At 62.2% G+C, this 23,972-nt stretch carries 24 protein-coding genes; 18 read left to right on the forward strand and 6 right to left on the reverse strand.

The window, feature by feature from the left end; translation table 11 throughout:
- Nucleotides 1-119 precede the first annotated feature (119 nt).
- The 7 genes from motA to B348_RS0114735 all read left to right on the forward strand — a co-directional run bounded on the left by motA (nt 120) and on the right by B348_RS0114735 (nt 8,175).
- Nucleotides 120-980 carry a flagellar motor stator protein MotA gene (gene motA, locus B348_RS0114705; protein ID WP_017736835.1) on the forward strand — a complete coding sequence of 287 codons (861 nt, stop codon included), beginning with the start codon at nt 120-122 and terminating at the stop codon, nt 978-980.
- Nucleotides 977-1,834, forward strand: a complete 858-nt coding sequence (gene motB, locus B348_RS0114710) for a flagellar motor protein MotB (protein WP_017736836.1) — start codon at nt 977-979, stop codon at nt 1,832-1,834. Before motA ends, motB begins: the two co-directional genes overlap by 4 nt.
- A gap of 61 nt (nt 1,835-1,895) precedes the next feature.
- Nucleotides 1,896-3,065, forward strand: a complete 1,170-nt coding sequence (flhB, locus tag B348_RS0114715; RefSeq protein WP_017736837.1) for a flagellar biosynthesis protein FlhB — start codon at nt 1,896-1,898, stop codon at nt 3,063-3,065.
- A complete protein-coding gene (gene flhA / locus B348_RS0114720; protein WP_017736838.1) occupies nt 3,062-5,158 on the forward strand; it encodes a flagellar biosynthesis protein FlhA in 2,097 nt (698 codons plus the stop codon). Before flhB ends, flhA begins: the two co-directional genes overlap by 4 nt.
- The gene (locus tag B348_RS0114725; RefSeq protein WP_017736839.1) at nt 5,155-6,867 is read left to right on the forward strand and encodes a hypothetical protein; all 1,713 of its coding nucleotides are present in this window, start codon (nt 5,155-5,157) and stop codon (nt 6,865-6,867) included. The genes flhA and B348_RS0114725 overlap by 4 nt, the downstream gene beginning before the upstream one ends.
- Nucleotides 6,860-7,261, forward strand: a complete 402-nt coding sequence (locus tag B348_RS01000000130045; protein WP_017736840.1) for a hypothetical protein — start codon at nt 6,860-6,862, stop codon at nt 7,259-7,261. The genes B348_RS0114725 and B348_RS01000000130045 overlap by 8 nt, the downstream gene beginning before the upstream one ends.
- Before the next feature lie 221 nt (nt 7,262-7,482).
- Nucleotides 7,483-8,175 (forward strand): RNA polymerase sigma factor FliA, encoded by a 693-nt coding sequence (locus B348_RS0114735; RefSeq protein ID WP_017736841.1) that lies wholly within the window; start codon nt 7,483-7,485, stop codon nt 8,173-8,175.
- A 141-nt stretch (nt 8,176-8,316) separates the two neighbouring features.
- On the opposite strand, the gene B348_RS0114740 is transcribed toward B348_RS0114735, so the two are convergent.
- Nucleotides 8,317-11,559, reverse strand: a complete 3,243-nt coding sequence (locus B348_RS0114740; RefSeq protein ID WP_017736842.1) for a tetratricopeptide repeat protein — start codon at nt 11,557-11,559, stop codon at nt 8,317-8,319.
- Nucleotides 11,560-11,722: 163 nt separating this feature from the next.
- Nucleotides 11,723-12,775: a flagellin gene (locus tag B348_RS0114745; protein WP_017736843.1), complete on the reverse strand. Its 1,053-nt coding sequence runs from the start codon at nt 12,773-12,775 to the stop codon at nt 11,723-11,725.
- Nucleotides 12,776-13,017: 242 nt separating this feature from the next.
- On the opposite strand from B348_RS0114745, the gene B348_RS0114750 reads away from it, so the two are divergent.
- The 4 genes from B348_RS0114750 (at nt 13,018) to B348_RS0114765 (ending at nt 15,391) form a co-directional block, all read left to right on the forward strand.
- The gene (locus B348_RS0114750; protein ID WP_017736844.1) at nt 13,018-13,833 is read left to right on the forward strand and encodes a motility protein A; all 816 of its coding nucleotides are present in this window, start codon (nt 13,018-13,020) and stop codon (nt 13,831-13,833) included.
- A complete protein-coding gene (locus B348_RS0114755; RefSeq protein WP_017736845.1) occupies nt 13,830-14,582 on the forward strand; it encodes an OmpA family protein in 753 nt (250 codons plus the stop codon). Before B348_RS0114750 ends, B348_RS0114755 begins: the two co-directional genes overlap by 4 nt.
- A 73-nt stretch (nt 14,583-14,655) precedes the next feature.
- Entirely contained in the window at nt 14,656-14,985 is a 330-nt protein-coding gene (locus B348_RS0114760) for a hypothetical protein (protein ID WP_017736846.1), read from the forward strand.
- 34 nt (nt 14,986-15,019) lie between these two features.
- A complete protein-coding gene (locus B348_RS0114765) occupies nt 15,020-15,391 on the forward strand; it encodes a PH domain-containing protein (RefSeq protein WP_017736847.1) in 372 nt (123 codons plus the stop codon).
- 137 nt (nt 15,392-15,528) lie between these two features.
- Here B348_RS0114765 and B348_RS0114770 read toward each other — a convergent pair whose 3' ends face one another.
- Nucleotides 15,529-15,834, reverse strand: a complete 306-nt coding sequence (locus B348_RS0114770) for a DUF3077 domain-containing protein (protein WP_017736848.1) — start codon at nt 15,832-15,834, stop codon at nt 15,529-15,531.
- Nucleotides 15,835-16,409: 575 nt separating this feature from the next.
- Nucleotides 16,410-16,625 (reverse strand): hypothetical protein, encoded by a 216-nt coding sequence (locus tag B348_RS0114780; RefSeq protein ID WP_017736850.1) that lies wholly within the window; start codon nt 16,623-16,625, stop codon nt 16,410-16,412.
- A gap of 332 nt (nt 16,626-16,957) precedes the next feature.
- On the opposite strand from B348_RS0114780, the gene B348_RS0114785 reads away from it, so the two are divergent.
- Genes B348_RS0114785 through B348_RS01000000130050 form a run of 3 tightly spaced genes read left to right on the forward strand, consistent with a single transcriptional unit; the run spans nt 16,958 to nt 18,982 of the window.
- Complete coding sequence (locus B348_RS0114785; RefSeq protein ID WP_026136798.1) at nt 16,958-18,091, forward strand: colicin E3/pyocin S6 family cytotoxin; 1,134 nt, start codon at nt 16,958-16,960, stop codon at nt 18,089-18,091.
- Complete coding sequence (locus tag B348_RS0114790) at nt 18,088-18,312, forward strand: pyocin S6 family toxin immunity protein (RefSeq protein ID WP_017736853.1); 225 nt, start codon at nt 18,088-18,090, stop codon at nt 18,310-18,312. The genes B348_RS0114785 and B348_RS0114790 overlap by 4 nt, the downstream gene beginning before the upstream one ends.
- A 25-nt stretch (nt 18,313-18,337) precedes the next feature.
- Nucleotides 18,338-18,982, forward strand: a complete 645-nt coding sequence (locus B348_RS01000000130050) for a DUF3916 domain-containing protein (RefSeq protein ID WP_017736854.1) — start codon at nt 18,338-18,340, stop codon at nt 18,980-18,982.
- A 147-nt stretch (nt 18,983-19,129) separates the two neighbouring features.
- On the opposite strand, the gene B348_RS0114800 is transcribed toward B348_RS01000000130050, so the two are convergent.
- Together B348_RS0114800 and B348_RS0114805 are read right to left on the reverse strand one after the other, a co-directional pair.
- Nucleotides 19,130-20,473, reverse strand: a complete 1,344-nt coding sequence (locus B348_RS0114800; RefSeq protein WP_017736855.1) for a sensor histidine kinase — start codon at nt 20,471-20,473, stop codon at nt 19,130-19,132.
- Nucleotides 20,470-21,132 carry a response regulator gene (locus B348_RS0114805; protein WP_017736856.1) on the reverse strand — a complete coding sequence of 221 codons (663 nt, stop codon included), beginning with the start codon at nt 21,130-21,132 and terminating at the stop codon, nt 20,470-20,472. The genes B348_RS0114800 and B348_RS0114805 overlap by 4 nt, the downstream gene beginning before the upstream one ends.
- Nucleotides 21,133-21,278: 146 nt before the next feature.
- Here B348_RS0114805 and B348_RS0114810 point away from each other — a divergent pair, with 146 nt between their 5' ends.
- From B348_RS0114810 to B348_RS0114825, 4 genes are read left to right on the forward strand one after another with little or no spacing between them, the layout of a single operon-like run.
- Nucleotides 21,279-21,545 (forward strand): PepSY domain-containing protein, encoded by a 267-nt coding sequence (locus tag B348_RS0114810; protein ID WP_017736857.1) that lies wholly within the window; start codon nt 21,279-21,281, stop codon nt 21,543-21,545.
- Nucleotides 21,545-22,090, forward strand: a complete 546-nt coding sequence (locus B348_RS0114815; RefSeq protein WP_017736858.1) for a cytochrome b/b6 domain-containing protein — start codon at nt 21,545-21,547, stop codon at nt 22,088-22,090. The genes B348_RS0114810 and B348_RS0114815 overlap by 1 nt, the downstream gene beginning before the upstream one ends.
- A gap of 22 nt (nt 22,091-22,112) precedes the next feature.
- A complete protein-coding gene (locus tag B348_RS0114820; RefSeq protein ID WP_017736859.1) occupies nt 22,113-23,381 on the forward strand; it encodes an exo-alpha-sialidase in 1,269 nt (422 codons plus the stop codon).
- Nucleotides 23,381-23,962, forward strand: a complete 582-nt coding sequence (locus tag B348_RS0114825; RefSeq protein WP_017736860.1) for a hypothetical protein — start codon at nt 23,381-23,383, stop codon at nt 23,960-23,962. The genes B348_RS0114820 and B348_RS0114825 overlap by 1 nt, the downstream gene beginning before the upstream one ends.
- Nucleotides 23,963-23,972 lie beyond the last annotated feature (10 nt).

Consider the following 23,972-nt stretch of genomic DNA (forward strand, 5'->3'; position numbering starts at 1 on the left):
AAGCCAGCTCCCACATTGGATTTTTGGTGTTCTTGGGATCGAAGAACCTCTCAATTCACCCATCCCCGTTGCCGATATTCAGCCAGTCACCCATTGCTTGAATATAAGGAAACGACCACGTGCTCATCGTATCCGGGCTTATCGCTGTACTGCTGTCGGTGTTCGGTGGCTTCGTCCTGTCCGGTGGCAGCCTCGGCCCGCTGTACCAGCCGATGGAGCTGCTGATGATCGGCGGTGCCGGCGTCGGCGCCTTTATTGCGGCCAACAATGGCAAGGCGATCCGCGCCACGTTCGGCGCCATCGCGCGCTTCAAACGCAGCACCCGCTATGACAAACGCTTGTACCTGGAGCTGATGGCGATGATGTACGGCCTGCTCAGCAAGGCGCGCCGCGAGGGCATGCTATCCCTGGAGCGGGACATCGAAGACCCGGCGCAAAGCGCGGTGTTTGCGCCCTACCCGCGGCTGGTCAGCGACCCGTTGATCATCCTGTTCCTCACCGACTACCTGCGCCTGCTGGTGAGCAGCGCGATGCAGGCCCACGAACTCGACGAGTTGATGCTGCACGAGATCGAGGCGTTCGAACACGAGTCCAGCCTGCCCTCCGACGCGCTCTATAAAGTCAGCGACGCCCTGCCGGCGTTCGGCATCGTTGCGGCGGTGATGGGCGTGGTCAAGGCGTTGAGTGCGGTCAACGTCGGCCCGGACCTGATGGGCCAGATGATCGCCCATGCACTGGTCGGCACCTTTCTCGGAATTTACCTGGCCTACGGTTTGGTCGCGCCCCTGGCCTGCCGCATCGAGCGCCAGGCCGCGGAGTCGGTGAAGATGCTGCAATGCATCCGCGTCACCCTGCTGGCCAGCGTGCAAGGCATGCCGCCGCAACTGGCCGTGGAATTCGGCCGCAAGGGCCTGCACAGCAGCGAACGCCCCGGCGCCCTGGAACTGGAAACCTACGTGCGCAGCGGCGGCGGCGCATGAGCGAGCGCCCGATCATCATCCGCCGCAAAAAAGCCGCGAAACACGGCCACCACGGCGGCGCCTGGAAAATCGCCTTCGCCGACTTCATGACCGCACTGATGGCGTTGTTCCTGGTGCTGTGGGTGCTGTCCAACGCAAGCAAGAACGACAAGGACGCCATCGCCGACTACTTCAGCACGCCGCTGCTGGTAGCGATCAGCAAAGGCGAGCGCAGCGCCAACAGCGCCAGCGCGATCCCCGGCGGCGGCCCTGACCCGCGCAGTGTCGAAGGGGAAAAACTGCGCCACACCCCGCGCCTGTCCGGCGAAGAACGCCGCCACCTGGAATCCCTCAAGCACCGCCTCGACGCCGCCGTCGACCGCGACCCGCAACTGCGCGAACTCAAGCAGCAGATCGCGATTGAACTGAGCCCCGAAGGCCTGCGCGTGCAACTGCTGGATACCGACAAACGCCCGATGTTCGAACTGGGCAGCGCCAACGTCGCGCCCTACCTGCGCAAGCTGCTCAAGACCTTTGCCCCGGTGCTCAACGAACTGCCCAACCGCATCCAGATCAGCGGCCACACCGACAGCCACCCTTACCCCGGCGGCGATGCGGGCTATAACAACTGGGATTTGTCCGCCGACCGTGCCAAGGCTTCGCGACAAGAGTTGGTGGCGGGCGGGCTGGATTCCGACAAGCTGCTGCGGGTGTCGGGCATGGCTGATCGCATTCCGTTCAAGGGTGCAGGGCCTTTCGACGCGGCCAACCGGCGCATTGAAATCATCGTGCTGGATCGTCGGGTTGCGGAGCGGATCTTGTCCCAGGATGAGTTCGGCACTGAGCCCAGTGCACCGGAACCATCCTCGCAATAACCGGCAATTGTGCGTGATGTTCGCCTAATCACCCGCCCCCGCGCCCGCCCACAATGGCGCCATGGCCGAGACCAGCAAAGAAGACAAGACCGAAGCGGCGTCACCGCGCCGCATCGAAAAGGCCCGCGAAGAAGGGCAAGTCCCGCGTTCCCGCGAAATGAACACCTTTGTCATGCTGCTGGCCGGCATCGGCGGGCTGTGGCTGATGGGTGGGCATCTGTATGACAGCCTCGGCCAGGTGATGGAACAGGCGTTGCTGTTTGACCGCGCTCAACTGTTCGACACCGCGCGCATGCTCACGGTGCTCTGGCAACTGAGCCAGAACACCCTGCTGGCGCTGGCGCCATTTTTCGCGCTGATGACCTTTGCCGCACTCGCCGCTCCGGCCTTGCTCGGCGGCCTGGTGATTACCCTGGCGGCGGTGCGCCCGCAGTTCTCGCGGGTCAACCCGATCAGCGGGTTGGCGCGCTTGTTTTCGGTGCAGGTGCTGGTGGAGTTGGCCAAGGCCGTCGCCAAGGCCACGCTGATCGGCACCGTCGCGTACGGCTTCCTCAACAGCCATCTCGACCAATTGCTGACCTTGCCCAACATGCCCGCACCCAAAGCCCTGGCCACGGTGATGAGCCTGACCGCCAGCGCCTGCGCGATGTGCGTGGCGGCGCTGATTATCGTGGTCGGCATGGACGCGCCGTACCAGCTGTGGACCTACGCCAAGAACCTGCGCATGTCCAAGGAAGAGCAACGCCAGGAACACAAGAACGCCGACGGCGACCCGCATATCAAGGCCAAGATCCGCCAGGTGCAGCAGGCCCGCGCGCGGCGGCGAATGATGAGCAAGGTGCCCAAGGCCGACGTGATCGTCACCAACCCCAGCCACTTCGCGGTGGCGCTGTCCTACCAGAAAGACAAGAACGGCGCGCCGCGCGTGGTGGCCAAGGGCGCCGATGACGTGGCCCTGCGCATCCGCGCGATCGCCGCCGAGCATCACCTGCCGATGCTGGAAGCGCCGCCACTGGCGCGGGCCTTGTATTTCCACGTCGATCTGGACCGTGAGATTCCCATCGAGCTGTACACCGTGGTCGCCGAAGTCGTCGCCTGGGCGATCCGCCTCAAGCGCGTCAGCGAGCACGGCGGCGACCTGCCGCCAACCCCGGCGAACCTGAGCGTACCGCCGGGCATGGACCAGCGCGGCCCGCGCAACCCGACACCTGAGGATGAACCGAACGCATGAAAGGCATCACCGAATTCTTCGGCCCCGACTCCTGGCTGGCCACCACCGACCTGAAAGTCATGACCGGCCCGGTGCTGATCGTGCTGATCCTGTCGATGATGATCCTGCCGCTGCCCACCTTCATCCTCGACCTGTTGTTCACCTTCAACATCGCCCTGGCGATCATGGTGCTGATGGTCAGCATGCTTACCGAGAAGCCGCTGGATTTCTCCGCATTTCCCTCGGTGCTGCTGTTCACCACGCTGCTGCGGCTGTCGCTGAACGTGGCGTCGACGCGGGTGATCCTGATGGAAGGCCACACCGGTCCCGACGCGGCCGGCAAGGTGATCGAGGCGTTTGGCGAGTTCCTCGTGGGCGGCAACTTTGCCGTGGGCCTGGCGCTGTTTTTGATCCTGGTGACGATCAACTTCATGGTGATCACCAAGGGCGCCGGGCGTATCGCCGAAGTCGGTGCGCGCTTCACGTTGGACTCGATGCCCGGCAAGCAAATGGCCATCGACGCCGACCTCAACGCCGGCTTGATCGGCGAACCGCAAGCGCGCCAACGGCGTAAAGAGGTGGCCCAGGAAGCGGACTTCTTCGGCTCCATGGACGGCGCCAGCAAGTTCGTGCGCGGTGACGCCGTGGCCGGCCTGGTGATCATGGGCGTGTGCATCATCGGCGGCCTGGCCATCGGCATCCTGCAACACGGCATGGCGTTTGCCGATGCGGCGCACACCTACACCATGTTGACCATCGGCGATGGCCTGGTGGCGCAGATCCCCGGCCTGGTGATTTCGATTGCGGCGGGTGTGACCGTATCTCGCGTCAACACCGAACAGGACGTGGGCCAGCAGATGATGGGGCAGCTGTTCAGCCGGCCCAAGGTGCTGATGATGACCGCTGGCGTGATGGGCCTGCTCGGATTGGTGCCGGGCATGCCGAACCTGGTGTTCCTGCTGTTGACCGGGTTGCTGGGCGGCTTGGGCTGGTGGTTTTCCAAACAGGAAGCGCTGGCGCCGGAAGGCTCGCCCACCCAAACGCTGCTGCCCAAATCCGCCTCCCAAGGCAGCGAAGCCTCGTGGGACGACGTGCAGTTGGTCGACACCCTGAGCCTGCGCGTCGGCCACCGCCTGATCCAACTGGTGGACGCCCGCCAGCAAGGCGAACTGATCACCCGCATCAAGAGCCTGCGCAAGAAATTCGCCCAGGACGTGGGCTTTCTGCCGCCCGTGGTGCATGTGCGCGACAAGCTGGAGCTGGCCGCCAACACCTACATCATCAGCCTCAAGGGCGTGGAAATCGGCCGGGGCGAAGTGTTCCCCGGCAAGTGGCTGGCGATCAATCCGGGCAAGGTCACCCACACATTGGAAGGCACGGCGGCAGTGGACCCGGCGTTTGGCCTGCCGGCGATCTGGATCGACGCCAACCTGCGCGAGCATGGGCAGATCTACGGCTACACCGTGGTCGATGCAAGCACCGTGACCGCCACCCACCTCAACCACCTGCTGCACCAGCACGCCAAGGACATGCTCGGCCGTGGCGAAGTGCAAAAGCTGCTGGACAAGCTCGGCCCCGACAGCAAGGGCCTGATCGACGAAGTGGTGCCCAAGCTGGTGACGCTGACGGTGCTGCAACGGGTGCTGCAAAACCTGCTGGAAGAGAACGTGTCGATCCGCGACATGCGCACCATTCTCGACGCCCTCGCCGAACACGGCGGCGTGCTGCAGCCGCCGGACGTGCAGGAACTGACCGCCGTGGTGCGCATCGCCCTCGGTCGCTCCATCGTCAACCAGCTGTTTGGCAACCAGGCCGAACTGAAAGTCATCGGCCTGGATTTCAACCTGGAGCAGGTGCTGATGCAGGCCGTGGGCAACGGCGGCGCGCTGGAGCCGAGCCTGGCCGACAACCTGATGCAACAGACCAGCCTGACCCTCAAGCGCCAGGAAAACAGCAGCGAACCACCGGTGCTGGTGGTGCCCAACAAACTGCGCCCCGTGCTGTCGCGCTTCCTGCGCCGGCGCTTGCGCCAGCTGACGGTGATCGCCCTCAGCGAAATCCCCGACGACCGCACGTTGCGCATGACCCATGTGATCGGAGGCAAGCCTAAGTGAGTGCGCAACGTTTTATCGGCGCCAACAGCCGCGAGGCGATGAACCAGGTGCGCGCGGCCTTGGGCGAAGACGCGTTGATCCTGTCCAGCCGCATGACCGACGCGGGCGTGGAGATCATGGCCCAGGGCGAAGAAACCGCGAGCGCACCGCCGTTGCTGGAATGGCTGCTGGAAGCGGGCTTCAGCGCCGGTTTCAGCGAAGACGTGCTGGGCCGCACGCCCGCGCACTTGCCCGATGCCACGCCGGCACGCCTCAAGGCCTGGCTGATGCAACGCCTCGACAGTCAATTGAACCTGTTGGGCGATGAAGCCGAGCTGTTCCAGGCGCCCACGGTGATTGCCCTGGTCGGGCCGACCGGCGTGGGCAAGACCACCACCACGGCGAAGTTGGCGGCGCGGTATGTGATGCGCCAGGGTCCGGGCGATGTGGCGCTGGTGACCACCGACAGTTTTCGGGTCGGCGCCCATGAGCAGCTGAATATCTATGCGCAATTGCTCGGCGTCGAACTGCACACGCTGGCGCCGCAGGCTGCGCTCGATCCGCTGCTGAGCCGCTTGGCCGACAAGCGCCTGGTGATCATCGACACCGTGGGCATGAGCCAGCGCGATCAACGCTTGCTCGCGCACATCCAGCAACTGCGCGGCGTGCGCCTGATGCTGGTGCTCAATGCCGCCAGCCACGGCGACACCCTGGATGAAGTGGTGCACACCTACCGTGAGGCCGCGCAGGCGGCCGACTGTCGGCTGGACGATTGCATCATCAGCAAGTGCGACGAGGCGGCGCGCTTGGGGCCGGTGCTGGAGACCGTGATGCGCCACCGCTTGCGCTTGAATTATTTATCAACGGGCCAACAGGTACCGGAAGATTTGCAACTGCCCGGCGCGTCGGCGTTCTTGCAGCAGGCACTGGATATTTCCCGGCCGTCGCGGTTTGCGGCGCCTCCCGCCAGCGCCAGCCGCCCGCACCTCGACGCCCTGGCACGCAGCCTGTTGGGCCAGCGCAAGGCGCTGCTGGCCTTGCGCGACAGCCTGATCACGCACGTCGAGGGCTTTGCCTTGCTGGTGCAGGTCTGGCCGTTGATGGCGCAGCCGCAGGCGTGTTGGGAGGGTTTTCTCGGCGACCCCCCAGCGACGTCGAGCGCGGCGTGGATCACGCCCGGCAAGGCGAGCCAGCGGGCGGTGTTTGAAGCGCAGTCACATCCCCTGGGCACTCTCGCCAAGCGCAGCGAATGCTTCGGCATCCGCGCATTGCGCTACCGCAACCGCCATGCGCGGGTGACCTTGAGCCATCTGCCGGTGGCCTATAAAGGCAGCGCTGTACGCGCCTGGTTCGCCACCTTGCAAGACAGTCACAGCGGCCAGCATCTGAGCCAGCGCTATTGGCTGGTCGAGGAGCAACACGCGCTGCATGAACAGGCCGCCGAACTGCTGCACCAACTGAAACAGGACGAACTGGCCGACCTGACCGCCCGCAGTTCCACGCGGCTGCTCGACCTGCACCCGCACCTGCACGCCGAACCCCGCCACTACCTGGCCGCCGGCTTCGCCGCCAGCGCCTTGCGGCTGGTCCAGGCCCCGGATGACTGGGCGTTCCAGGCGCGGGCGCAACTGCTCGGGTTACTGCCGAAAAAGCCCCGTGGGCAGGCGCGGGAAATCCTTGAAGGGTTGCTGCACCTGGCCGCCGTCATGGACAGCTTCGAGCATGCATGACCAGGCCGCGGGGTTGCGCCAGTGGGCCCAACTCAATCAGCGCACGCTGCTGCTGTTCGGCGCGGCGCCCGAAGCGCTACTGGCGCAACAGGCGTTGGCGCGTTGGCATCGGCAAGGCCAGCGCTGGGTCGGTGACCCGGCGCGCTGGCGGGTGCGGGCTGTGGATAAGTATCAGCCCGAGTGGGCGCAATCGCGCTGGGGGATTTGGGTGGGCAGCGACTTGGGGGCGTTTGAGCGGGCGTTCAATACCTTGAGCCTGTTGCATGACTATGGCGGGCCGGGGCAGGTGTTGGCGTTGCACTCAGGTTTGCCCCAGGAAGGTTTGCTCAGCAACTTGCGCGAAGCCGCGCAGCGGTATCTCGCCGTGCGCCTACTACTGATCAATGAAACCTAACTGTGGAAACCGGCTTGTGTGGGAGCTGGCTTGCCTGCGATAGCGGTGGACCAGCAACACATCTATCAACTGACAGACCGCCATCGCAGGCAAGCCAGCTCCCACATTGGAACTTCGCTAAGCAGGGAATATGTCATCTGCCGTGCTGGTGTTCTGCGCTTAAGCCCCCCGCCCCAGCAGTAATAATCCCGTGGATTTTCTGTCTTTCGCAGGCGCACACGATGTATACGGCACAGGGCAAGATAAACCAGCAGGAAGTGCTCCAGCAGTACCTGCCCATGGTCCGGCGCCAGGCGCTCGGGCTGAAGACCCGGTTGCCGTCGAATATTGAACTGGACGACTTGATCCAGGCCGGCAGCATCGGCTTGCTCGATGCCATGACGCGCTATGACTTGAACGTTGGCGCGACCTTCGCCACCTTCGCCTCCCAGCGCATTCGCGGGGCGATGATCGACGAGTTGCGCACCCGCGATTGGGTGCCGCGCAGCGTGCGGCGCAATGCGCGAGCGGTGGAAGAGGCGATGCACCGCGTCGAACAACACCTCGGCCGCCCGGCCAAGGAGCGTGAAGTGGCCTCGGCCATGGGCCTGACGCTGGCCGACTACCAGAAGGTGCTCGACGACACCAACGGCAGCCAGATGCTGCCCTTCGACGATATCGATGAAGAACACAGCGAAGGCTCCAGCTCGCGCCTGCAAACCCCGTTTGCCGAACTGCTCAACGAACGCAACCGTGCCGACCTGACCCGCGCCATCGACGCCCTGCCCGCGCGGGAACGGCTGCTGCTTGCGCTGTGTCATCACGAGAAGCTCAACTTGCGTGAGATTGGGGTGGTGTTGGAGGTGAGTGAGTCGCGGGTGTGTCAGTTGCATGCTCAGGCGATTGCGCGGTTGCACGTCAGCATGAAGGACTAGGCCGCCACATTCCTGAGGTCACCAGAGATCAAAATGTGGGAGCTGGCTTGCCTGCGATGGCGGTGTATCAGCCAACAACTATTTAGCTGACCCACCGTCATCGCAGGCAAGCCAGCTCCCACATTTGGATTGCATTTCAAATCAGGCTTCGGCGTAGGCCACTTCGTTGAAGCTCGCCACCAACCAGGTCAACTCTTCACGCGGCAGATGGATCAGCGGTTGCAGATCAAACCGCGCCATGCGCCCGACAAACTCGCTGGGTTTCACCAAGCGTTCCACCACATGGTAGTGCGGCCGATCCCGATAATCGTCGAACAGCACGATCATCGGCTTGGTCGCCCGCAGGTACGCCGTCACAAAACACGCGATGCGAAAGCGCCCATCAATAAGGATCACATCCGGCTGCTCAAAGAACGGTTCATCCCAGACCTTCAACGGGTAGGTGTGGAATTTCTTCCAGTGCCGGGCGTTTTTCGGGCGGGCCCATTTGCCGGTTTCGCCCACGTTCACCGGGTAGATCAGTGGCCGTGAGGGCAGCGTGGCGTTGGCGATCCAGGTTTGCATGTCTGCGGCCCAATGGGCGTCGTTTTCCACCGCGATCACGGTTTTGTCCGGCAGGTTCGCCGCCAGCAGGGTCGAGCCGCCGCTGCCGTATTCGAGGATCACCGAGGCCTGGGTGTAGAGGGTTTTGACGTACGCGGCGACGTCTGCCGGGAACGTGACCTGGGGTTCCTTCATGGGCTCGCGGGGCAACTCCAGCGACTGCGGGTTCTGGCAGTGCTTGAGGTATTGGGTGGCCAGGTCGTTGTCGATGGCCTTGAGCAGTTCACCCGCCACATCGTGGGCGGCGTAGACCGTGTGCAACAGGAACGCCAGCTTCAAACGCTGGTTATCCGACAGCGCCGCCATGCGCGTGGCATCCGGCAGAAACAGGGCGTCGGCGCACACCAGGTGGGAGGTCTGCGGCTGATGCTGCAAGTTGTTCAGGCGGTAAAAACTGAAGCCACGCCGGGCCAGGCAGCGGCTGATCAAGCCTACATCGGCCTGCTGGTCATGGGTCGGCGCGAAGTTGACCCGGGCCTGCACCAGCAACGTCTCGGCGAGGCTGCGCTGGCCGTGGTCGATCACGGCGAGGCTGTCGTTGAGGTTGTCGAGCAAGAGCCAATCCACCGCGGGCAGGCCGTTGATCGCGTCCAGCTTGAGGGTCGGCAACGCCAGTTTGGCCAGCACATTTGCAGCCGCCAGCGGCGCCAGCGTGGCGCTCAGGCTCGGATCGAGGCAGGCATACAGCGTGGCCGGCTGACCATTGCCCAGCGCGGCGTGGGGGTAGTAGTGCAACTCACCGAGCTGGGCCAGTTGCCGCGCATTGCTGATGCGGCTGGCGGGGTCGAAGGCGACGGTGGAAAACGCCGCCATTTTTTGCAGGGCCACGAACTGCGCCGATGCGATCAACGTACCGCCGTGGTCGAGGGTCACGACTTTGCCCTGGAAGGTGAAGCGGAAACCTTCGTCCTCTGGCGGTGCGGCCGGGTGTTGCAGTTCGACAGCAGCGTCGTCACCGTCGAAACGGGCCTGCCCTTGCGCGTCCAGCGTCAACGCGGCGCGCGGTGTGTTCTCGCAGTAGCGCTGCCAGATGGCGCGCATGGCCGTATCGAAATGGTTGGCAAACCGCTGGCTGTCGCACACCGGCGAGCCCATCAGCACTTCGCGCAGGTGGCTGCGGATACGTGTGAGGCTGTCGAGGTCGCTGGCCAATTCGATCACGCGCTGCTGATAGTGCTCCCAACTGTGCACCACCAATTCCGGCAACCCGGCGTTGATCAGGTGCGTGGCCGAGTGGCGCCCGGCGAACGTCGGGCCGGGGAACGTCACCACCGGCACGCCCATCAGCAAGGCCTCGCAGGTGGTGAGGCCGCCGGAATACGGCCACGGGTCGAGGGCGATGTCGATGCGGTTGTAGGTGTCGAGCAGGCTTTTGTGGCCCACCGGGCCCTCGATCAGCACACGCTCTTCGGCAATGCCCTGGGCCGCCATGAAGCCGTGCACATGGCCGCGCAGCTCGCGGTTGCTGAACGCGCCGCCCTTGAGCAACAGGCGTGAGTTTGGCGTGGCGCGCATCACCTCGGCCCAGCGCGCCAGCAACAGGTCGTTGATCTTGGTCGGGTTGTTGAAGCAGCCGTAGGTGACGTAACCGTTGGCCAGTGCGGGCAAGGGTTTAATGTCGGGTGTGTAAGGCGGCGGGTCGTAGCAGATGTAGTCGTCGGGCAGGCGAATGAGTTTTTCGGTGTAGTAGGCGTCTTCGCCAACGGGGGATTCGATGCGGTCGGTGAGCAGGTAGTCGATGGCGTCCAGGCCGGTGGTGTTGATCAGGCCGCCGACCCACTTCACCAGCAACGGCGCCGGCTGCAAGGCCATGGCGCCCATGCGGTTGCCGGCGTTGTGGCCGCAGAGGTCGATCAGGATATCGATGCGATCCTCGCGGATGCGCTGGGCCAGGGCCTGGTCGTCCATATGCTTGATCGCCAACCACTGCTGCACCCTGGCCTGGATGCGCCGGGTCAGGTGGTCGCAGACCTGGCTGGTGCTGTAGGCGAACAGTTCGAAGCGGTGGCGCGGCAGTTTTTCCAGCACGCCGACAATCATATTGCCCACCGGGTGCTGGCGCAGGCCATCGGACACCAGGCCGATGCGCAGGCGGCGGTTGGCGGTCTTGTCCGTCTCGGGGCGTGGCGGCACGACTTTAGGGCCGAAGCGCGCTTGCCATTCCTTGCACACGGCGAAGATGTAATCGCGGCTGCGCTCGGGGTCGTAGTGCAATGACGTCAGGCGGTTGGAGTACGGCAGCACGTCCTTGCGCTTGGCCAGGGCCACGGCCTTTTGGTAGTAGGTGTCGGCCTTGCCCAGTTGGCCGATGTCCTTGTACAGGTTGGCGGCGTTGTTCCAGTGGCTGTAGTCGCCGGGCTCGCGCTCGATCAGCTTTTCGAACACCGCGATGGCTTCACCGTGGCGCTCCAGGCGGTTGAGGATCAAGCCTTGGCGCGACAGCATGCGGCAATCCTGCGGCGCCAGTTCCAGTGCCTGTTGCACATGCGCCAGGGCCAGGGCGAACTGGCCTTTCTCGAAGTACAACGTGGCCAGCCGGTGATGGCCGATGGCGAAATCCGGGGCTATCGCCAACGCTTTCAGCACCAGCTCCAGGGCGCGATCCGCCTGGCCGAGCTTTTGTGCGGTCTTGGCGACCAGCTCCAGGGCCTGGGGCTCGTCTGGCAGCAGGCGCAAGGCCTGCTCGAAACTGGCCAGGGCTTGCTCCGGGGCGCTGCGCAGTTGTTGGTTGCCGAGGTCTTTCCACCCTTGCGGGGTCTTGGGGCGCTGGGGTTTGGGCATGAACGGGCATTCGCCTTGTGGATAAATAGTCTGCGGGAATGCTAGCGCGACACCCCCTCCACCAAAGCCCGGATAAACCCGCCCCAGCAGGGTGATTACCGGGGATTGCGCGCACAAAAAAAGGGGCTCAGCGTGCGCTGGCCCCTTCTTTACCTGCGAGTACTTATTGCAGCAGCGACAACATCTGTTGCGGCATCGAGTTGGCCTGGGCCAATACCGACGTACCGGCTTGTTGCAGGATCTGCGCGCTGGTCATGGCCGACACTTCGGTGGCGTAGTCCACGTCCTGGATGCCCGAACGTGCGGACGTCAGGTTGGTGGTGGTGGTGGAAATGTTGGTGATCGCCGAGTCGAACCGGTTTTGCACCGCACCCAGGTCCGAACGCATGGAGTCCACGGTGTTCAGGGCGTTGTCGAGGGTGGTCAGGGTGTTGGTGGACTTCTTGCTCACCGCGTTGTCGGTGTCGATGCTGATGCTCGCCGAGGTGGTGGTGCCGTCGGTGGTCAGGGTCACTTCGGCCGCGTAGGTCTTGCCGCCGACGGTCAGGAAGTAGTCGCCATCGGCGTCGGTGGACAGGGTGCCGCCGGTGACGGTGGTGCCGGACTTGTCGACATAGCTGGTGTTGGTCGAGGTGATCGCGGTGCCTGCGGAATCCGACAGGGTGCTGGCGGTCAGGGTGGTGTCGTAGCCGTTCACGTTGAAGCTGCTCAGGCCGAGGGTGTCGGCGTTGATTTCGCTGAGCTTGATGTCGATGGTTTCGCCATCGTTGGCGCCGACCTGGATGGTGATGGTCTGGTCTTTGGACAGCACGTCCACGCCGTTGAATGCGGTTTGCGAGGAGATACGGTCGATCTCGTCGAGGCGTTGGGTGATCTCGTCCTGGATCGATTGCAGGTCGGACTGGGAGTTGGTGCCGTTGGCCGCTTGTACCGACAGCTCACGGATGCGCTGCAAGTTGTCGTTCACCTGGTCCAGCGCGCCTTCGGTGGTCTGCGCCAGGGAGATGCCGTCGCTGGCGTTGCTGCTGGCCTGGGACAGGCCGGTGATCTGCGAGGTCATGCGGTTGGCAATCGCTTGCCCTGCGGCGTCGTCGGAAGCGCTGTTGATTTTCAGGCCCGACGACAGGCGCTCGATCGAGGTGCTCAGGCTGCTCTCCGAGGAGTTCAGGTTTTGCTGGGCGATCATGGACGTGATGTTGGTATTGATGACTGACATGGTGCAGTTCCTTTCGTGGGTGAGCCGCTGGGGACAGAGTTCGGGCCCGGCGCCGAGGACATTCCACGCCGTTGCCGTACAGACAAAGCGAACATCGGCGAACCGATCTGCCGTCTTTAGGCAGCCGTTGAAAAAAATTGCGCAGCCCCCCGATTTCGCCAGGGAAAGTGCCTGTATTAGCCGATTTGAATGCGCACCCCGCACGTTATAAAGCCTGCCTTGGCCCACAACTGGAGTGCTGCATGAACCCCTCAACCCTGATCGGCCTGCTCGCCAGCCTGCTACTGCTGGCGGTGCTGCTGGTGTTCAGCGCGCAACAACCGGGCTTGTTCGTCGACCTGCCGGCGCTGGGCATTGTGGTGGTCGGCACCTTTGCCGCGACCTTCATCAGCTACCCGCTGCGCGAAGTGCTGCGCATCTTCAGCCTGATCAAGACCGTGGTGCGGTATGAGCGCGAGTACACCCAGGAAGACATCGACGAGTTGGTGAGCCTTTCGCGGCTGTGGATCGACGGTGATCTGCGCGCGGTGGAAGAGGTGCTCGACGGCGTGAAAAATCCCTTCCTGCGTTCCGGCGTGCAGTTGGTCATCGACAAGACCCCGCTGGACGACATCCTCGACCTGCTGCAATGGCGCATCGCCCGGCTGCGGGCCAAGGAACATGCCGAGGCGCAGCTGTTCCGCGTGATGGCCAGCTACGCTCCCGCGTTCGGCATGCTCGGCACATTGGTGGGGTTGGTGAACCTGATGTTCGTGCTCGGCGATGGCGACATGGTGACCATCGGCCGGCAGATGGCGGTGGGCCTGATGACCACGCTGTACGGCGTGTTGCTCGCCAACCTGCTGTGCAAACCGGTGGCGGTAAAGCTGGAGCGACGCACCGAACAGCGCGTGGTGGTGATGAACATGGTGCTGCAAGGCGTGGCGATGATGGCCAACAAACGCAGCCCGGGGTTGATGCGCGAGACGCTCAAGTCCTTTGTGGCGCATTACCAGAATGAACTGCGCGACGAACCGTTGCGTGTGCCGCTGCGGCTCAGTTGGAAACCGCGCACGTGAGGCCGGTGACGCGCATCCAGGCCGCAGCGATTGCCAGCGGCATGCCGCCGATGGAGGACGCGGCGGGTGAGACATGGATGATGACGTACCTGGACATGATGACGTTGCTGCTGGTGGTGACCATGGCCATGCTGGCGTTGGCGGGCAAGGGGCATGAGCGTACGCGGCATGGCAGCGAGTTCAGTGGGCCGCCGGTGTTTACGATGAAGGGTTTGACGTCGGTGGAGGTACCGGGGGCGTTGTTGTTGGTTCCGGTTGTGGAGCCAGAGCCGGTTGTGGCTGAGCCCGTGGCCGTCATTGAACCAGAGCCGCCCAAGCCCACCACGCAAGACCTGCTCAACGAACTGCCGCTGGATCAATTGGGCAACGACATCGAAGTGGTCACCAATGAAAGCAGCGTGAGCTTTCGCATCAGCAGCGAAATCCTGTTCCCCTCGGGCCAATCCGACCTCAACCTCGGCGGCCTCGCCGTACTGCACAAGCTCATCCCGGTGCTCGACAGCGTCCCCCACAAACTCGTCGTCGCCGGCCACACCGACACCCAAGACATCCGCAGTACCCGCTTCCCCTCCAACTGGGAACTCTCCAGCGCCCGCGCCGGCAGCGTGGTGCGCTACCTGCAAGCCAACGGCATCCAGCCCGGACGCCTCGCCGCCATCGGCTATGCCGACACCCGGCCGCTGGCGGATAACGCTACGCCTGAAGGCCGCGCGCGTAACCGTCGGGTGGAATTGATCCTGGAGCGATGACAGCCGGGGTTGTTTTTTGCGCGGCAGAACAGTGATCATCGCCCTCCCCCCCGACTGTTGAGGAACCGAGACCATGGAATTGACGCTGGAAGCTGTGGCGCTTTTTGCACTGAAATTGGTGCACGAGGAGGACGGCGGCAGCCCGGTCTTGCGCGATGATCTGGTGATGGATGGGTATGAGCGGGAGGTGTTTGGGTTGTTGGTGAGGCAGGGGGATTTGGCTGGGGTTTTGGGGAAGGTGGAGGAGTGTGTGGGGCAGGCGCTGGAGGCGGTGGGTGGGGCTGAGTCGGTGTTGGGGCGGGAGTTGCAAAAGCTGTCCGCCGACGTGCAGCAAGCCACTACGCTGGAGGAACTAAGCTCACCGCTCGACGCACTCAAGGACTACCTGAAAGCCATCCAGTGACGCGCCGCCACCGCCCCACCACAAGGAGTACCTGATGATCGACTTCAACAACAAAGGCTTCTTCAAACTCAAACAAAACAACGAATACGCCGAACGCGTATCAGCCTTGCTGCTGGACGGCGAAACAGTGATCGACGCGTACAAGTCCATGCGCGACGGCGTGGTCTTCACCAACAAACGCATCATCGCCGTGAACGTGCAGGGGATTACCGGCAGCAAGAAAGACTTCACTTCGCTGCCGTACAAAAATATCGTCGCCTACTCGGTGGAAACGTCCGGGACGTTTGACCTGGATTCGGAGTTGGAGATTTACTTTTCTTCGTTGGGGAAAGTGAAGTTTGAATTCACCGGCAAGACTTCGATTGTGGAAATCTCCCGGTTGATTTCCAAGCATTTGCTGAGCTAATCGGCGGGCAAAAAAAAGACCTTGGCGCCCCAAGGTCTTTTTTACTGCCTACACGATCCAACGAATGTACCGGATCAAAAATGTGGGAGCGGGCTTGCCCGCGAAGACGCCCGCCCCCACACCCTCAAACCACAGCCTTACACAGCAACCCCATCCACGTCAGTAACCCCATTCGGCAACATCCCATTCGCCAAATCATCCACCACTGCCTTCGCCATCTCCCCCAAATAATGCGCGGCCCAGGCATAGCGGTCGGCGCTTTTGTCCATGGCAGCGTCCAGCGCCAGCAGTTTGGAACAGTGCAATAGCTCGGAGGCATGCTCCAGGGCTTCGCGGATGGGGACGCCGGAGTTGATGCGGAATAGGTGGTGTTGGTTGGGCGGTGTGCCGCAGGTGGAGAAGGTGATGATGCCGAGGGTTTTGTTGAGAGGTGGGTTGATCATTGGGCACCTCCGCACGGGGCGGGGGTGTGGCTTGTAGTGTTGCGTGGGTATCGCCTATCAGAAACGTTCATTGCTTTAGCTCCTAATGTAGAGCTGCCACGTTCGTTTCTCATGCGAATGGGTGGCAGCTATGCGCGGGCTGAGAAACCGGGACAATAGGAACCCGGCAGACCCGAAGGTCTCCCACGCATAGCCGCCATGACACAGACAATGCGGGCACAAAAAAGCGCCAACAGTCTAATGGATGGTGGCGCCTATGCGCCTATTGTTTCTCGGATTCTCAAGTCCGGTCGCTGGGGTGGAAGCGACGAGAAAAGATAGCTCGAACGAGCAACAGTCAGAAAGCGGGAGGTTATGGCTAAAAATTTCAGCCATGCACACGAAACAGGGTCAGCGTCTGTATTCCTTCAAGTCATACCCCATCCCCAACTCCTGAGCCTGACGCACTAGTGCTTCCATCGCTTCTTGGCTCTGAATCTCCCGCCGCTTTTTCAGCAAGATCCTAAACATAAACCGAACCCTTCTCCGTCGCCCAATTTTGCAAAGCTGAATCCCAACACCACTAAACGGCCCCATCATCCTCTCCCATCCATCAGCAACACGCGCCCTACCAACGCCCCCACAACCACCAAACCATTTCCCACCCACCAAAGCCCAAAATTCCGACTCTGCTCCGCATCACTTTCATAAAACGGCCCAAAGTACGCAGATCCTGCAACCACCACTCCGTTAAACAATCCAGCCGCTACAGCTACCACCAGGACAGCAAATCCAACCTCTTTGATCACCATATGAAGAACTCCAAAACCAGATTTATCCGGACTCGTGACAATCCGAGAACATGCCCTAGAATCTAAAAAACCAACCACGTGACCGTAGCAAACGCCTCGTCGGCAAAGAGGAGGCAGACGAAAATCAGAGCGGTCCTACTTGCGTACACGGTTTGCCTGAAGTCCAAAGCGCGCACGCCTCCCGCAGGCAGATGAAAGCGCTCAAATAAGCACTTTCAACGTCGCGACAAGCCAGCTGACCTTTCCCACAAAAACCATCGAACAACCCTGATTCCAGGCGCTTGCTTGCCCCTCGTAGGCTCACTCCCCCCACACAAGGAAGTGAGCCGGTCATGTCAGAACGCGCCTACCCCATCACCGAAGAAGAACAACTCAAACGCCGCATCCTGATCCCGCAACCAAAGCGCGTGCCCCATTCGCCGCCCATCGACTTGCTCGCCCTTCTCCCACCCGCAAACCCTGCACCCACCAAACCTCCCGGTTGCACATTCCTCAAACCCTGCCAACTGCCCGACGGGCTGATTCACTACAACGATCCAACCGGTTACGTCCCTCTTGAGCTGATCAGGGAATACGGCCATTTCAGCCTTTTGGGCGGCCGTGAGGTGGATGACCAAGGCGAGGTTGCCTTGAGCAAAATCAGCGGCAGTGCACTGCCTGTCGGCTTGGGATCGTTGGCATTGCGGGCGACGGTGGTGGAGTCGGCGGCTGTTGCGGCTGGCACGGTAGCGAGTGGGTTGCTAGCGGGATTGGTCGGGCTGGCGTGGCCAGCAGCGTTGGGCGATAGCGCGCTCTACACCGATGAGCAATTGCGTTCGATGCAGCGGGCGCGCTCGCAGATGCGTTTGCATATCGAGCAGTTGGAGGACGGCACGCTCAAGGGCTATGGGTTTTACACCGGCCGTAACGCCGACTGGCAGATGATCGATGTGGTGCAGTTCCAAAACCGTGGCGATCGGTTTGTGGCGGATTTGGGCGAGGGTGTGGAACTGATCTGGACGCCTGCGGTTGATCCGGGGGACACCTTGGGAATCCCAGCGTTGGAGGCGGCGCCGCAAGCGCCGGTGATCTGGATTTATCCGCCGACGCAGAAGGCTGCGCAGATTTTGGTGAACCCGGTTTATCCACCGAAGTATCGGGATTTTATTCTGGTGTTCCCGGTGGAGTCGGGGGTTGGGCCGTTGTATGTGGTGGTGAGTGTTAGGGCTGGGGACCACACATATCACCCCAAACCAAAGCTCTTAGCCGCGTTTCCAAAAGCAAAATGGGCTCGTTCGAAAACACCAATGAAGGGGGGCGGCAAACGTCCCAGATGGAAAGACCCCGACGGGACGATCTATGAATGGGACGCTCAACACGGCGCAGTGGAAAAGTACACCAAGCACGGAATTCATCTCGGCGAGTTTGATCATTTGACCGGTAAACAACGTAAGCCAGCTAAACCTGGAAGGACGGTAGAGCCATGAACCATTCAATTATGGGCGTTTTGCCTAACGAGGACTTTGCATCGTTTGAACAAGTGTTACCTCTATCCATTCAAGACCTGATGGAAATCATGGGATGGGAAAAACCTGAGGACTGCATATCTGACTATCAATTGACGAAAGAACAAATACTCAAAATAGAAGAAGCAAGTGCGCTAAAGCTGCCCACTCACCTTGATTTGTTTCTTACATCACACGACTAATATAGCCACAGAGCATTCCAACCTCATGCGCCGACTTTCACTGTCCAACAAAAAACTCCGCAACATCCCCCGCCGCCTCAGAGCCCTAACCCGCTGGGCCGACAGCTTCGAAGGCAGCTTCTACTCAGAACTACCACTGGACCGCGGATTCGAAAACGAAAAAATCCCCGTGATCGAGTCCCTTGTCGAAGGCAAACAAACCACACCGGAAATCCTGGCGCACTGCGCGCAACAATTGATCAGGGCCGCCGGTTACTTGCTTGAGGCCAGACCCGACGAAGCTCCCGAGTGCTGGGTAGTCGCCAACATTATGATTCCCGATATGTTCTCCAGCGAAGTCTGTGTCTACACAGATGAAAGCCGCTACCTGGGGGCCACTCAGCCGTTTGAGTACGAACACTTTCGTCAAACCCGCATCATCGGTCGAAGTCTGGCCAGTGAATGGGGCCTGACGGTTCCGCCGGGGCTTCATGAGGTTGGCTTTCACTTTGTGTATGTGGACGAGGATGGAGAGACCTATGAATCAGAGCACTGGTACTTTGGCGAAGTCAGTACCACTGATGACGACACAAGCGGTGAGCGTTGGAAGTACCAGACCTTCAAATCATTTCGGGCGCAAAACCCGGATTCGTTTGCCGCTACGCTAGGCCTCGACATTTCCCAAAAGTGATTGGTGGCGCAGTCATTTCCCGAGTCTGGCGCAGGTCTAAGTGTGGGAGCTGGCTTGCCTGCGATAGCGGTGGATCAGCCAGCACTTATATCGGCTGACACGCCGCCTTCGCGGGCAAGCCCGCTCCCACAGGGGATTGGTGCCGGGTCAGAATTCCAGGCGGGCGCTCAAGCCGCCGTGTTCGCGGTTGTACAACGCCAACCGACTCCCAATCTTGCCCACAATCATCTCCACAATCGCCAACCCCAACCCCGCGCCGTTGGCATTCCCCCGGCTATAAAACCGCTCGAACAGGCGACTCAACTCCGCTTCATCAATCCCCGGTCCCTGGTCCTCGACGCTCAGACAATTGACGCCAATCACCACTCTCACTTCACTGCCAGCCGGCGAAAAATTCAGCGCATTGGTCACCAGATTCTGCAACGCAATCGCCAGCGCGACAGGTTCAGTCTCCACCCAAACCTCTTCCTCGCCTTCCAGCACCAACTCCACGCCTTTCTCCATGGCCAACGGCGCCAGCTCGGCCAACTCCTCGCGCACCAGCTCGGTCAGTTGCACCCGGCTGCGCACCGGGTTGCTCAGTTGCGGCTCAATACGCGCCATGGTCAGCAGTTGGCTGCCGATGCGGGTGGCGCGGTCGACGCCGTTGACCAGAAACTCCAGGGCTTCACGGCGTTGCTCCGGGGTTTCGGCGCTTTGTGCGTTTTGTGCGTGGATGCGCAGGATCGCCAACGGCGTGCGCAGTTCGTGGGCGGCGTCGGCGATGAAGCGGCGTTCGCGTTCCAAGAGGTCATCCACTTGCACGAGCAGCCGGTTCAGCGCGGTTTGCATGGGTTCCAGGTCGCTGGGCAGTGGCGCCAGATGCAGCGGCTGCAGGGTGTCGGTATTGCGCCCGCGAATCGACAGGGCCATGGCGCGCAGCGGTTTGAAGCCCCAACCGATCACCAGCCAGATCAACACCGCCAGCAGCGGCACGCCGATCAACGTGGGCCAGAGGGTGTGGCGCATGATGCGCTGGATCACGTCCTGGCGAATGTCGTCGCGCTCGCCCACCCAAATCAATAACCCTTGCTGCGGGTCGGCAAGCAGGAAGGCGCACCAGTCGTTGCCGTTGTCCATCAGGTCGTGGGAGCCGAGGGTTGCAGGCGGTGCGGCCAAGACTGGGGCTTCGGCGGAGCGCACCAGCAGTTGGCCGTCAGCGCGCCAGATCTGGAAGGTCAGGCGGGTTTCATAGGGATGGGCCACGCCCTCTTCCCCCACGCGGCTCATGGCCTGGTCGAAGGCCTCATGCAACCTGTTCCAGTCGGCTTCGCCAGGGTCGCGTTGACGCAGCACGCCTTGCAGCAGGCGCGCGCTTTGGGCGAGTTGGGCGTCGTAGACTTCTTCGATTTCGTGGTGGCTGTCGCGTAGCACCAGCCAGCTGATCAGCGCATCACCGAGCAGGATCAGGACCAACACCGGGATGAGGATGCGTGCACGCACCGAGCTCATGGCGTGAACACCAGCACGTAGCCGACACCGCGCACGGTGCGGATCAGCTCTGTGGATAACTTCTTGCGCAAGTTATGGATCAGCACTTCCAGGGTGTTGCTCTCGACCCGGTCCTGCCAGCCGTACAGCGCGCGGGACAGGCGCTCGCGGGTCACCACTTTGCCGGGGCGCACCATCAGTTGGTGCAGCAGTTGGTACTCCATCGGCGTGACGATGACTTCCCCCTCTTGATAGCGCACTTGCTGGGTGGCCGGGTCGAGGCTGATGCCGGCGTGTTCCAGCAGCGGTTGCGCGCGGCCCTGGCTGCGGCGCAACAGGGCGCGTACGCGGGCCTTGAGTTCTTCGACGTCGAAGGGTTTGACCAGGTAGTCGTCGGCGCCGGCGTCGAGGCCGGCAATGCGTTCGGCGGTGCCGTCGCGGGCGGTGAGGATCAGCACCGGCAAGTCGTGCTGTTCGGCGCGCAGTTGCTGCAACAGGTCGAGGCCGTCGAGGCGTGGCAGGCCGAGGTCGAGCAGGAGCAGGTCGAAGGATTCCGTGCGCAGCGCGTGCAGGGCCGCCACGCCATCTTGCAGCCAGTCGAGGGTGTAGCCTTCGGCGCCCAAGGCCACGCGAATCCCCTGGCCGAGGGCACGATCATCTTCGACAAGGAGTAGGCGCATTACGAAATCTCTGTAGGAAACGGCGAAATCATGCCGGGTTTCAGCGGCGTAACGCTGGCAAAGATGTTACGGCGCGTTGCCAACTAAGGTTGCCCTAAGGTTGGTTTAGCACTGTGAAATCTCCCACCTCTGCTGAGAGCTTTTCCATGCGCAAAATTCTGCTGTTGTCCCTCGTCCTCGCCAGCCCCCTGGCCCTCGCCGGCCCGCAGTGCACCACCGCCGAGCGCTCGCAATGGCAAGACGAAAAAGCCTTCCAGGACAAGCTCAAGGCCGAGGGCTACACGATCAGCAAGTTCAAGGTCACCGACGGCAACTGCTACGAGATCTACGGCTTCGACAAAGACAAGCGCAAGGTCGAGATCTACCACGACCCGGTCACCGGCAAAGCCGTGAAGACTGAGATCAAAGGTTGATGCCAGGCGAATCCCTGCGCCTGTGGGACCCGTTGGTGCGGCTGTTTCATCTGTCGATCGCCGGGGTTTTCATCGCCAATTACTTCTTTAACGAAGCAGGCGATGACTGGCATGTCTGGCTGGGCTACTACGCCATGGCCTGGCTGCTGGTGCGCGTGGTGTGGGGATTCGTCGGGCCGCGCAGCGCACGTTGGGCGGACTTTTGGCCTACACCCAAACGGCTGAATGCCCACCTGCTTTCGCTGCTCAATCGCCGGCCGCAACATCGGCTAGGCCATTCGCCGATTGGCGCGCTGGTGATGCTGTTGATGTTGCTCGCGCTGCTCACTATCGGCGTCAGCGGCTTCTTGATGCAGGAAGTCGATGCCCTGTGGGGCGCCGACTGGCCGCAACAAATCCACGAGACCGCCGCCAATGGGTTGCTGGGCCTGGTGTGTATCCACGTGCTGGCGGCGCTGTTTGAAAGTGTCCAGGTGCGCGACAACCTGCCGTTATCCATGCTCACCGGTCGCAGGAAGCGCCTGCCGGATGAACGTGGGCAGTAATCCTTTTATCCACAGGTCTCCTATGCGCTCCGCCTTATTGATTTGCAGCGTGCTCGCGGTGTTTTTCGCCGCCTGGCAAAGCCATCCGCCCCATGTGCTGGCGCCGTTTGCCCAGGCCAGCCCGAATACCGCGAAGGTCGCAGCGACCCCGCAGTACACCAGCCGCTTTGTGTCGACGCAGTTGACGGACTTTGTGCACTCCTCCTCCGTCACCGCCCTGCCCGGCGGCGACCTGATGGCGGTGTGGTTCGCCGGCTCCCGCGAAGGCGCCGCCGATGTGCAGGTGCGCACCGCGCGCTTCGATGCCCACAGCGGCGAATGGGGCGCCGAGCAAGTGCTGGCCACGCGGGAAAGCACCCGCGACGGCACCCAGCGCTATATCCGCAAGCTCGGCAACCCGGTGATCGCCCTCGCGCCGGACAAACGCCTGTGGATGTTTTACGTGTCGGTGTCAGTCGGTGGCTGGGCCGCCAGTGCGATCAATGTGATGGTCTCGGATGACCTCGGCGCCAGCTGGTCGGCGCCACGGCAACTGGTGACGTCGCCGTTCTTCAATATCAGCACCCTGGTGCGCGCCGCGCCGGTGTTCCACGCCGACGGCTCCATCGGTTTGCCGGTGTATCACGAGTTCATGGGCAAGTTTGCCGAATACCTGTACCTGAGCGCCGATGGCGCGGTGATCGACAAATTCCGCATCAGCCGCGGCAAGCATTCGTTGCAACCGACCATCGTACCGCTGGACGGCCAGCGCGCCGTGGCGATGCTGCGTTACGCCGGCGACACCCATCACCGCGTACTGGCCAGCCGCACCACCGACGCCGGGCAAACCTGGAGCGAGCCGTACCCGCTGGAACCGGCCAACCCCAACTCGTCGTTGGCGGCGGTGGGCACCGAAGACGATGGTTTGCTGGTGGCCCTCAACGACCTGCAAGACGGCCGCTTCAAGCTCAGCCTCTACGGCACCGATGCCCAGCTCAGCCAGTGGCGCACCGTGGTGCAACTGGACCAGTCGCCGGACCCGCTGGGCGCGCCGTTCTCCCCCGAGGCCTACAAGGAAATCATCGGCGAAGGCTTCCGCGCCTCCAGCGGCGCGCAACGCTTGCCCCTGGAACAGCGCTTCCTGAGCAACCTGGATTACCGCGTGTGCAAACCCCGTGGCTGCGATTTCGAATACGAGTACCCGTATTTCAGCCGCAGCCCGGACGGTACTTACCACCTGGTCTATTCGTGGAATAACACCTTTATCAAACATGTCAGCTTCAACGAAGCCTGGCTGGCGGAGCGTCTGTGATGGTTTCCCTGTGGCAGGCCCATTTGAGTTTTGTGTTGCTGGGGTTTGTGGCGCTGTGCGCGCTGCGTCTCACCCAGCCGTGGCGCCCGTGGCTGCTGCCGGTGTTGGTGGCGCTGAGTTTTATCCCGGTCAATGAGCTGCCGTTGGCGGCGTATGTGCGCAGTTTTACCGATGATTTGGCGATCAGCACGCTGGTGTTGCTGGCGTGGGTTGCCTTGAGCCGATTGGGCGTGGTGCAGCCGCTTGCTCGGCCGCACCGCGTGCAACTGTTGCTGTTGTTCGGTGTGCTGGCCGTGGTGCTGTACCCGGCGACGATGGGGCTGACGTATGTGGATCCGTACCGCTGGGGGTTCAACCCACGGCCGATGATTGTGTGGGTGGCGGCGTTGACACTGCTGATGCTGGCCCTGCGCAACACGCTGGTGGTTTGGATGCTGGCGGTGGGCACGCTGGCGTTTGCGCTGCGGCTGAAGGCGTCGGAGAACTACTGGGATTATCTGGTCGATCCGCTCCTGGCGACCTACTGCGTCATCGCCGGATTAATGCAGATCAAACTGTGGGAGCGGGCTTGCCCGCGATAGCGCTGTATCA

This window comes from Pseudomonas sp. CBZ-4 (assembly GCF_000346755.1).
Classification (GTDB): domain Bacteria; phylum Pseudomonadota; class Gammaproteobacteria; order Pseudomonadales; family Pseudomonadaceae; genus Aquipseudomonas.

What these genes read in the sequence shown, in the direction of transcription:
- B348_RS0114740 (WP_017736842.1), bottom strand. Translation starts at nt 11,559, where the DNA reads ATGCCCAAACCCCAGCGCCCCAAGACCCCGCAAGGGTGGAAAGACCTC.
- motB (WP_017736836.1), top strand. Translation starts at nt 977, where the DNA reads ATGAGCGAGCGCCCGATCATCATCCGCCGCAAAAAAGCCGCGAAACAC.
- B348_RS0114770 (WP_017736848.1), bottom strand. Translation starts at nt 15,834, where the DNA reads ATGATCAACCCACCTCTCAACAAAACCCTCGGCATCATCACCTTCTCC.
- B348_RS01000000130045 (WP_017736840.1), top strand. Translation starts at nt 6,860, where the DNA reads ATGCATGACCAGGCCGCGGGGTTGCGCCAGTGGGCCCAACTCAATCAG.
- B348_RS0114810 (WP_017736857.1), top strand. Translation starts at nt 21,279, where the DNA reads ATGCGCAAAATTCTGCTGTTGTCCCTCGTCCTCGCCAGCCCCCTGGCC.
- B348_RS0114780 (WP_017736850.1), bottom strand. Translation starts at nt 16,625, where the DNA reads ATGGTGATCAAAGAGGTTGGATTTGCTGTCCTGGTGGTAGCTGTAGCG.
- B348_RS0114750 (WP_017736844.1), top strand. Translation starts at nt 13,018, where the DNA reads ATGAACCCCTCAACCCTGATCGGCCTGCTCGCCAGCCTGCTACTGCTG.
- flhB (WP_017736837.1), top strand. Translation starts at nt 1,896, where the DNA reads ATGGCCGAGACCAGCAAAGAAGACAAGACCGAAGCGGCGTCACCGCGC.
- B348_RS0114735 (WP_017736841.1), top strand. Translation starts at nt 7,483, where the DNA reads ATGTATACGGCACAGGGCAAGATAAACCAGCAGGAAGTGCTCCAGCAG.
- B348_RS0114785 (WP_026136798.1), top strand. Translation starts at nt 16,958, where the DNA reads ATGTCAGAACGCGCCTACCCCATCACCGAAGAAGAACAACTCAAACGC.
- B348_RS0114790 (WP_017736853.1), top strand. Translation starts at nt 18,088, where the DNA reads ATGAACCATTCAATTATGGGCGTTTTGCCTAACGAGGACTTTGCATCG.
- B348_RS0114745 (WP_017736843.1), bottom strand. Translation starts at nt 12,775, where the DNA reads ATGTCAGTCATCAATACCAACATCACGTCCATGATCGCCCAGCAAAAC.
- B348_RS0114805 (WP_017736856.1), bottom strand. Translation starts at nt 21,132, where the DNA reads ATGCGCCTACTCCTTGTCGAAGATGATCGTGCCCTCGGCCAGGGGATT.
- B348_RS0114765 (WP_017736847.1), top strand. Translation starts at nt 15,020, where the DNA reads ATGATCGACTTCAACAACAAAGGCTTCTTCAAACTCAAACAAAACAAC.
- B348_RS0114760 (WP_017736846.1), top strand. Translation starts at nt 14,656, where the DNA reads ATGGAATTGACGCTGGAAGCTGTGGCGCTTTTTGCACTGAAATTGGTG.
- B348_RS0114815 (WP_017736858.1), top strand. Translation starts at nt 21,545, where the DNA reads ATGCCAGGCGAATCCCTGCGCCTGTGGGACCCGTTGGTGCGGCTGTTT.
- B348_RS0114820 (WP_017736859.1), top strand. Translation starts at nt 22,113, where the DNA reads ATGCGCTCCGCCTTATTGATTTGCAGCGTGCTCGCGGTGTTTTTCGCC.
- B348_RS0114800 (WP_017736855.1), bottom strand. Translation starts at nt 20,473, where the DNA reads ATGAGCTCGGTGCGTGCACGCATCCTCATCCCGGTGTTGGTCCTGATC.
- B348_RS01000000130050 (WP_017736854.1), top strand. Translation starts at nt 18,338, where the DNA reads ATGCGCCGACTTTCACTGTCCAACAAAAAACTCCGCAACATCCCCCGC.
- B348_RS0114825 (WP_017736860.1), top strand. Translation starts at nt 23,381, where the DNA reads ATGGTTTCCCTGTGGCAGGCCCATTTGAGTTTTGTGTTGCTGGGGTTT.
- flhA (WP_017736838.1), top strand. Translation starts at nt 3,062, where the DNA reads ATGAAAGGCATCACCGAATTCTTCGGCCCCGACTCCTGGCTGGCCACC.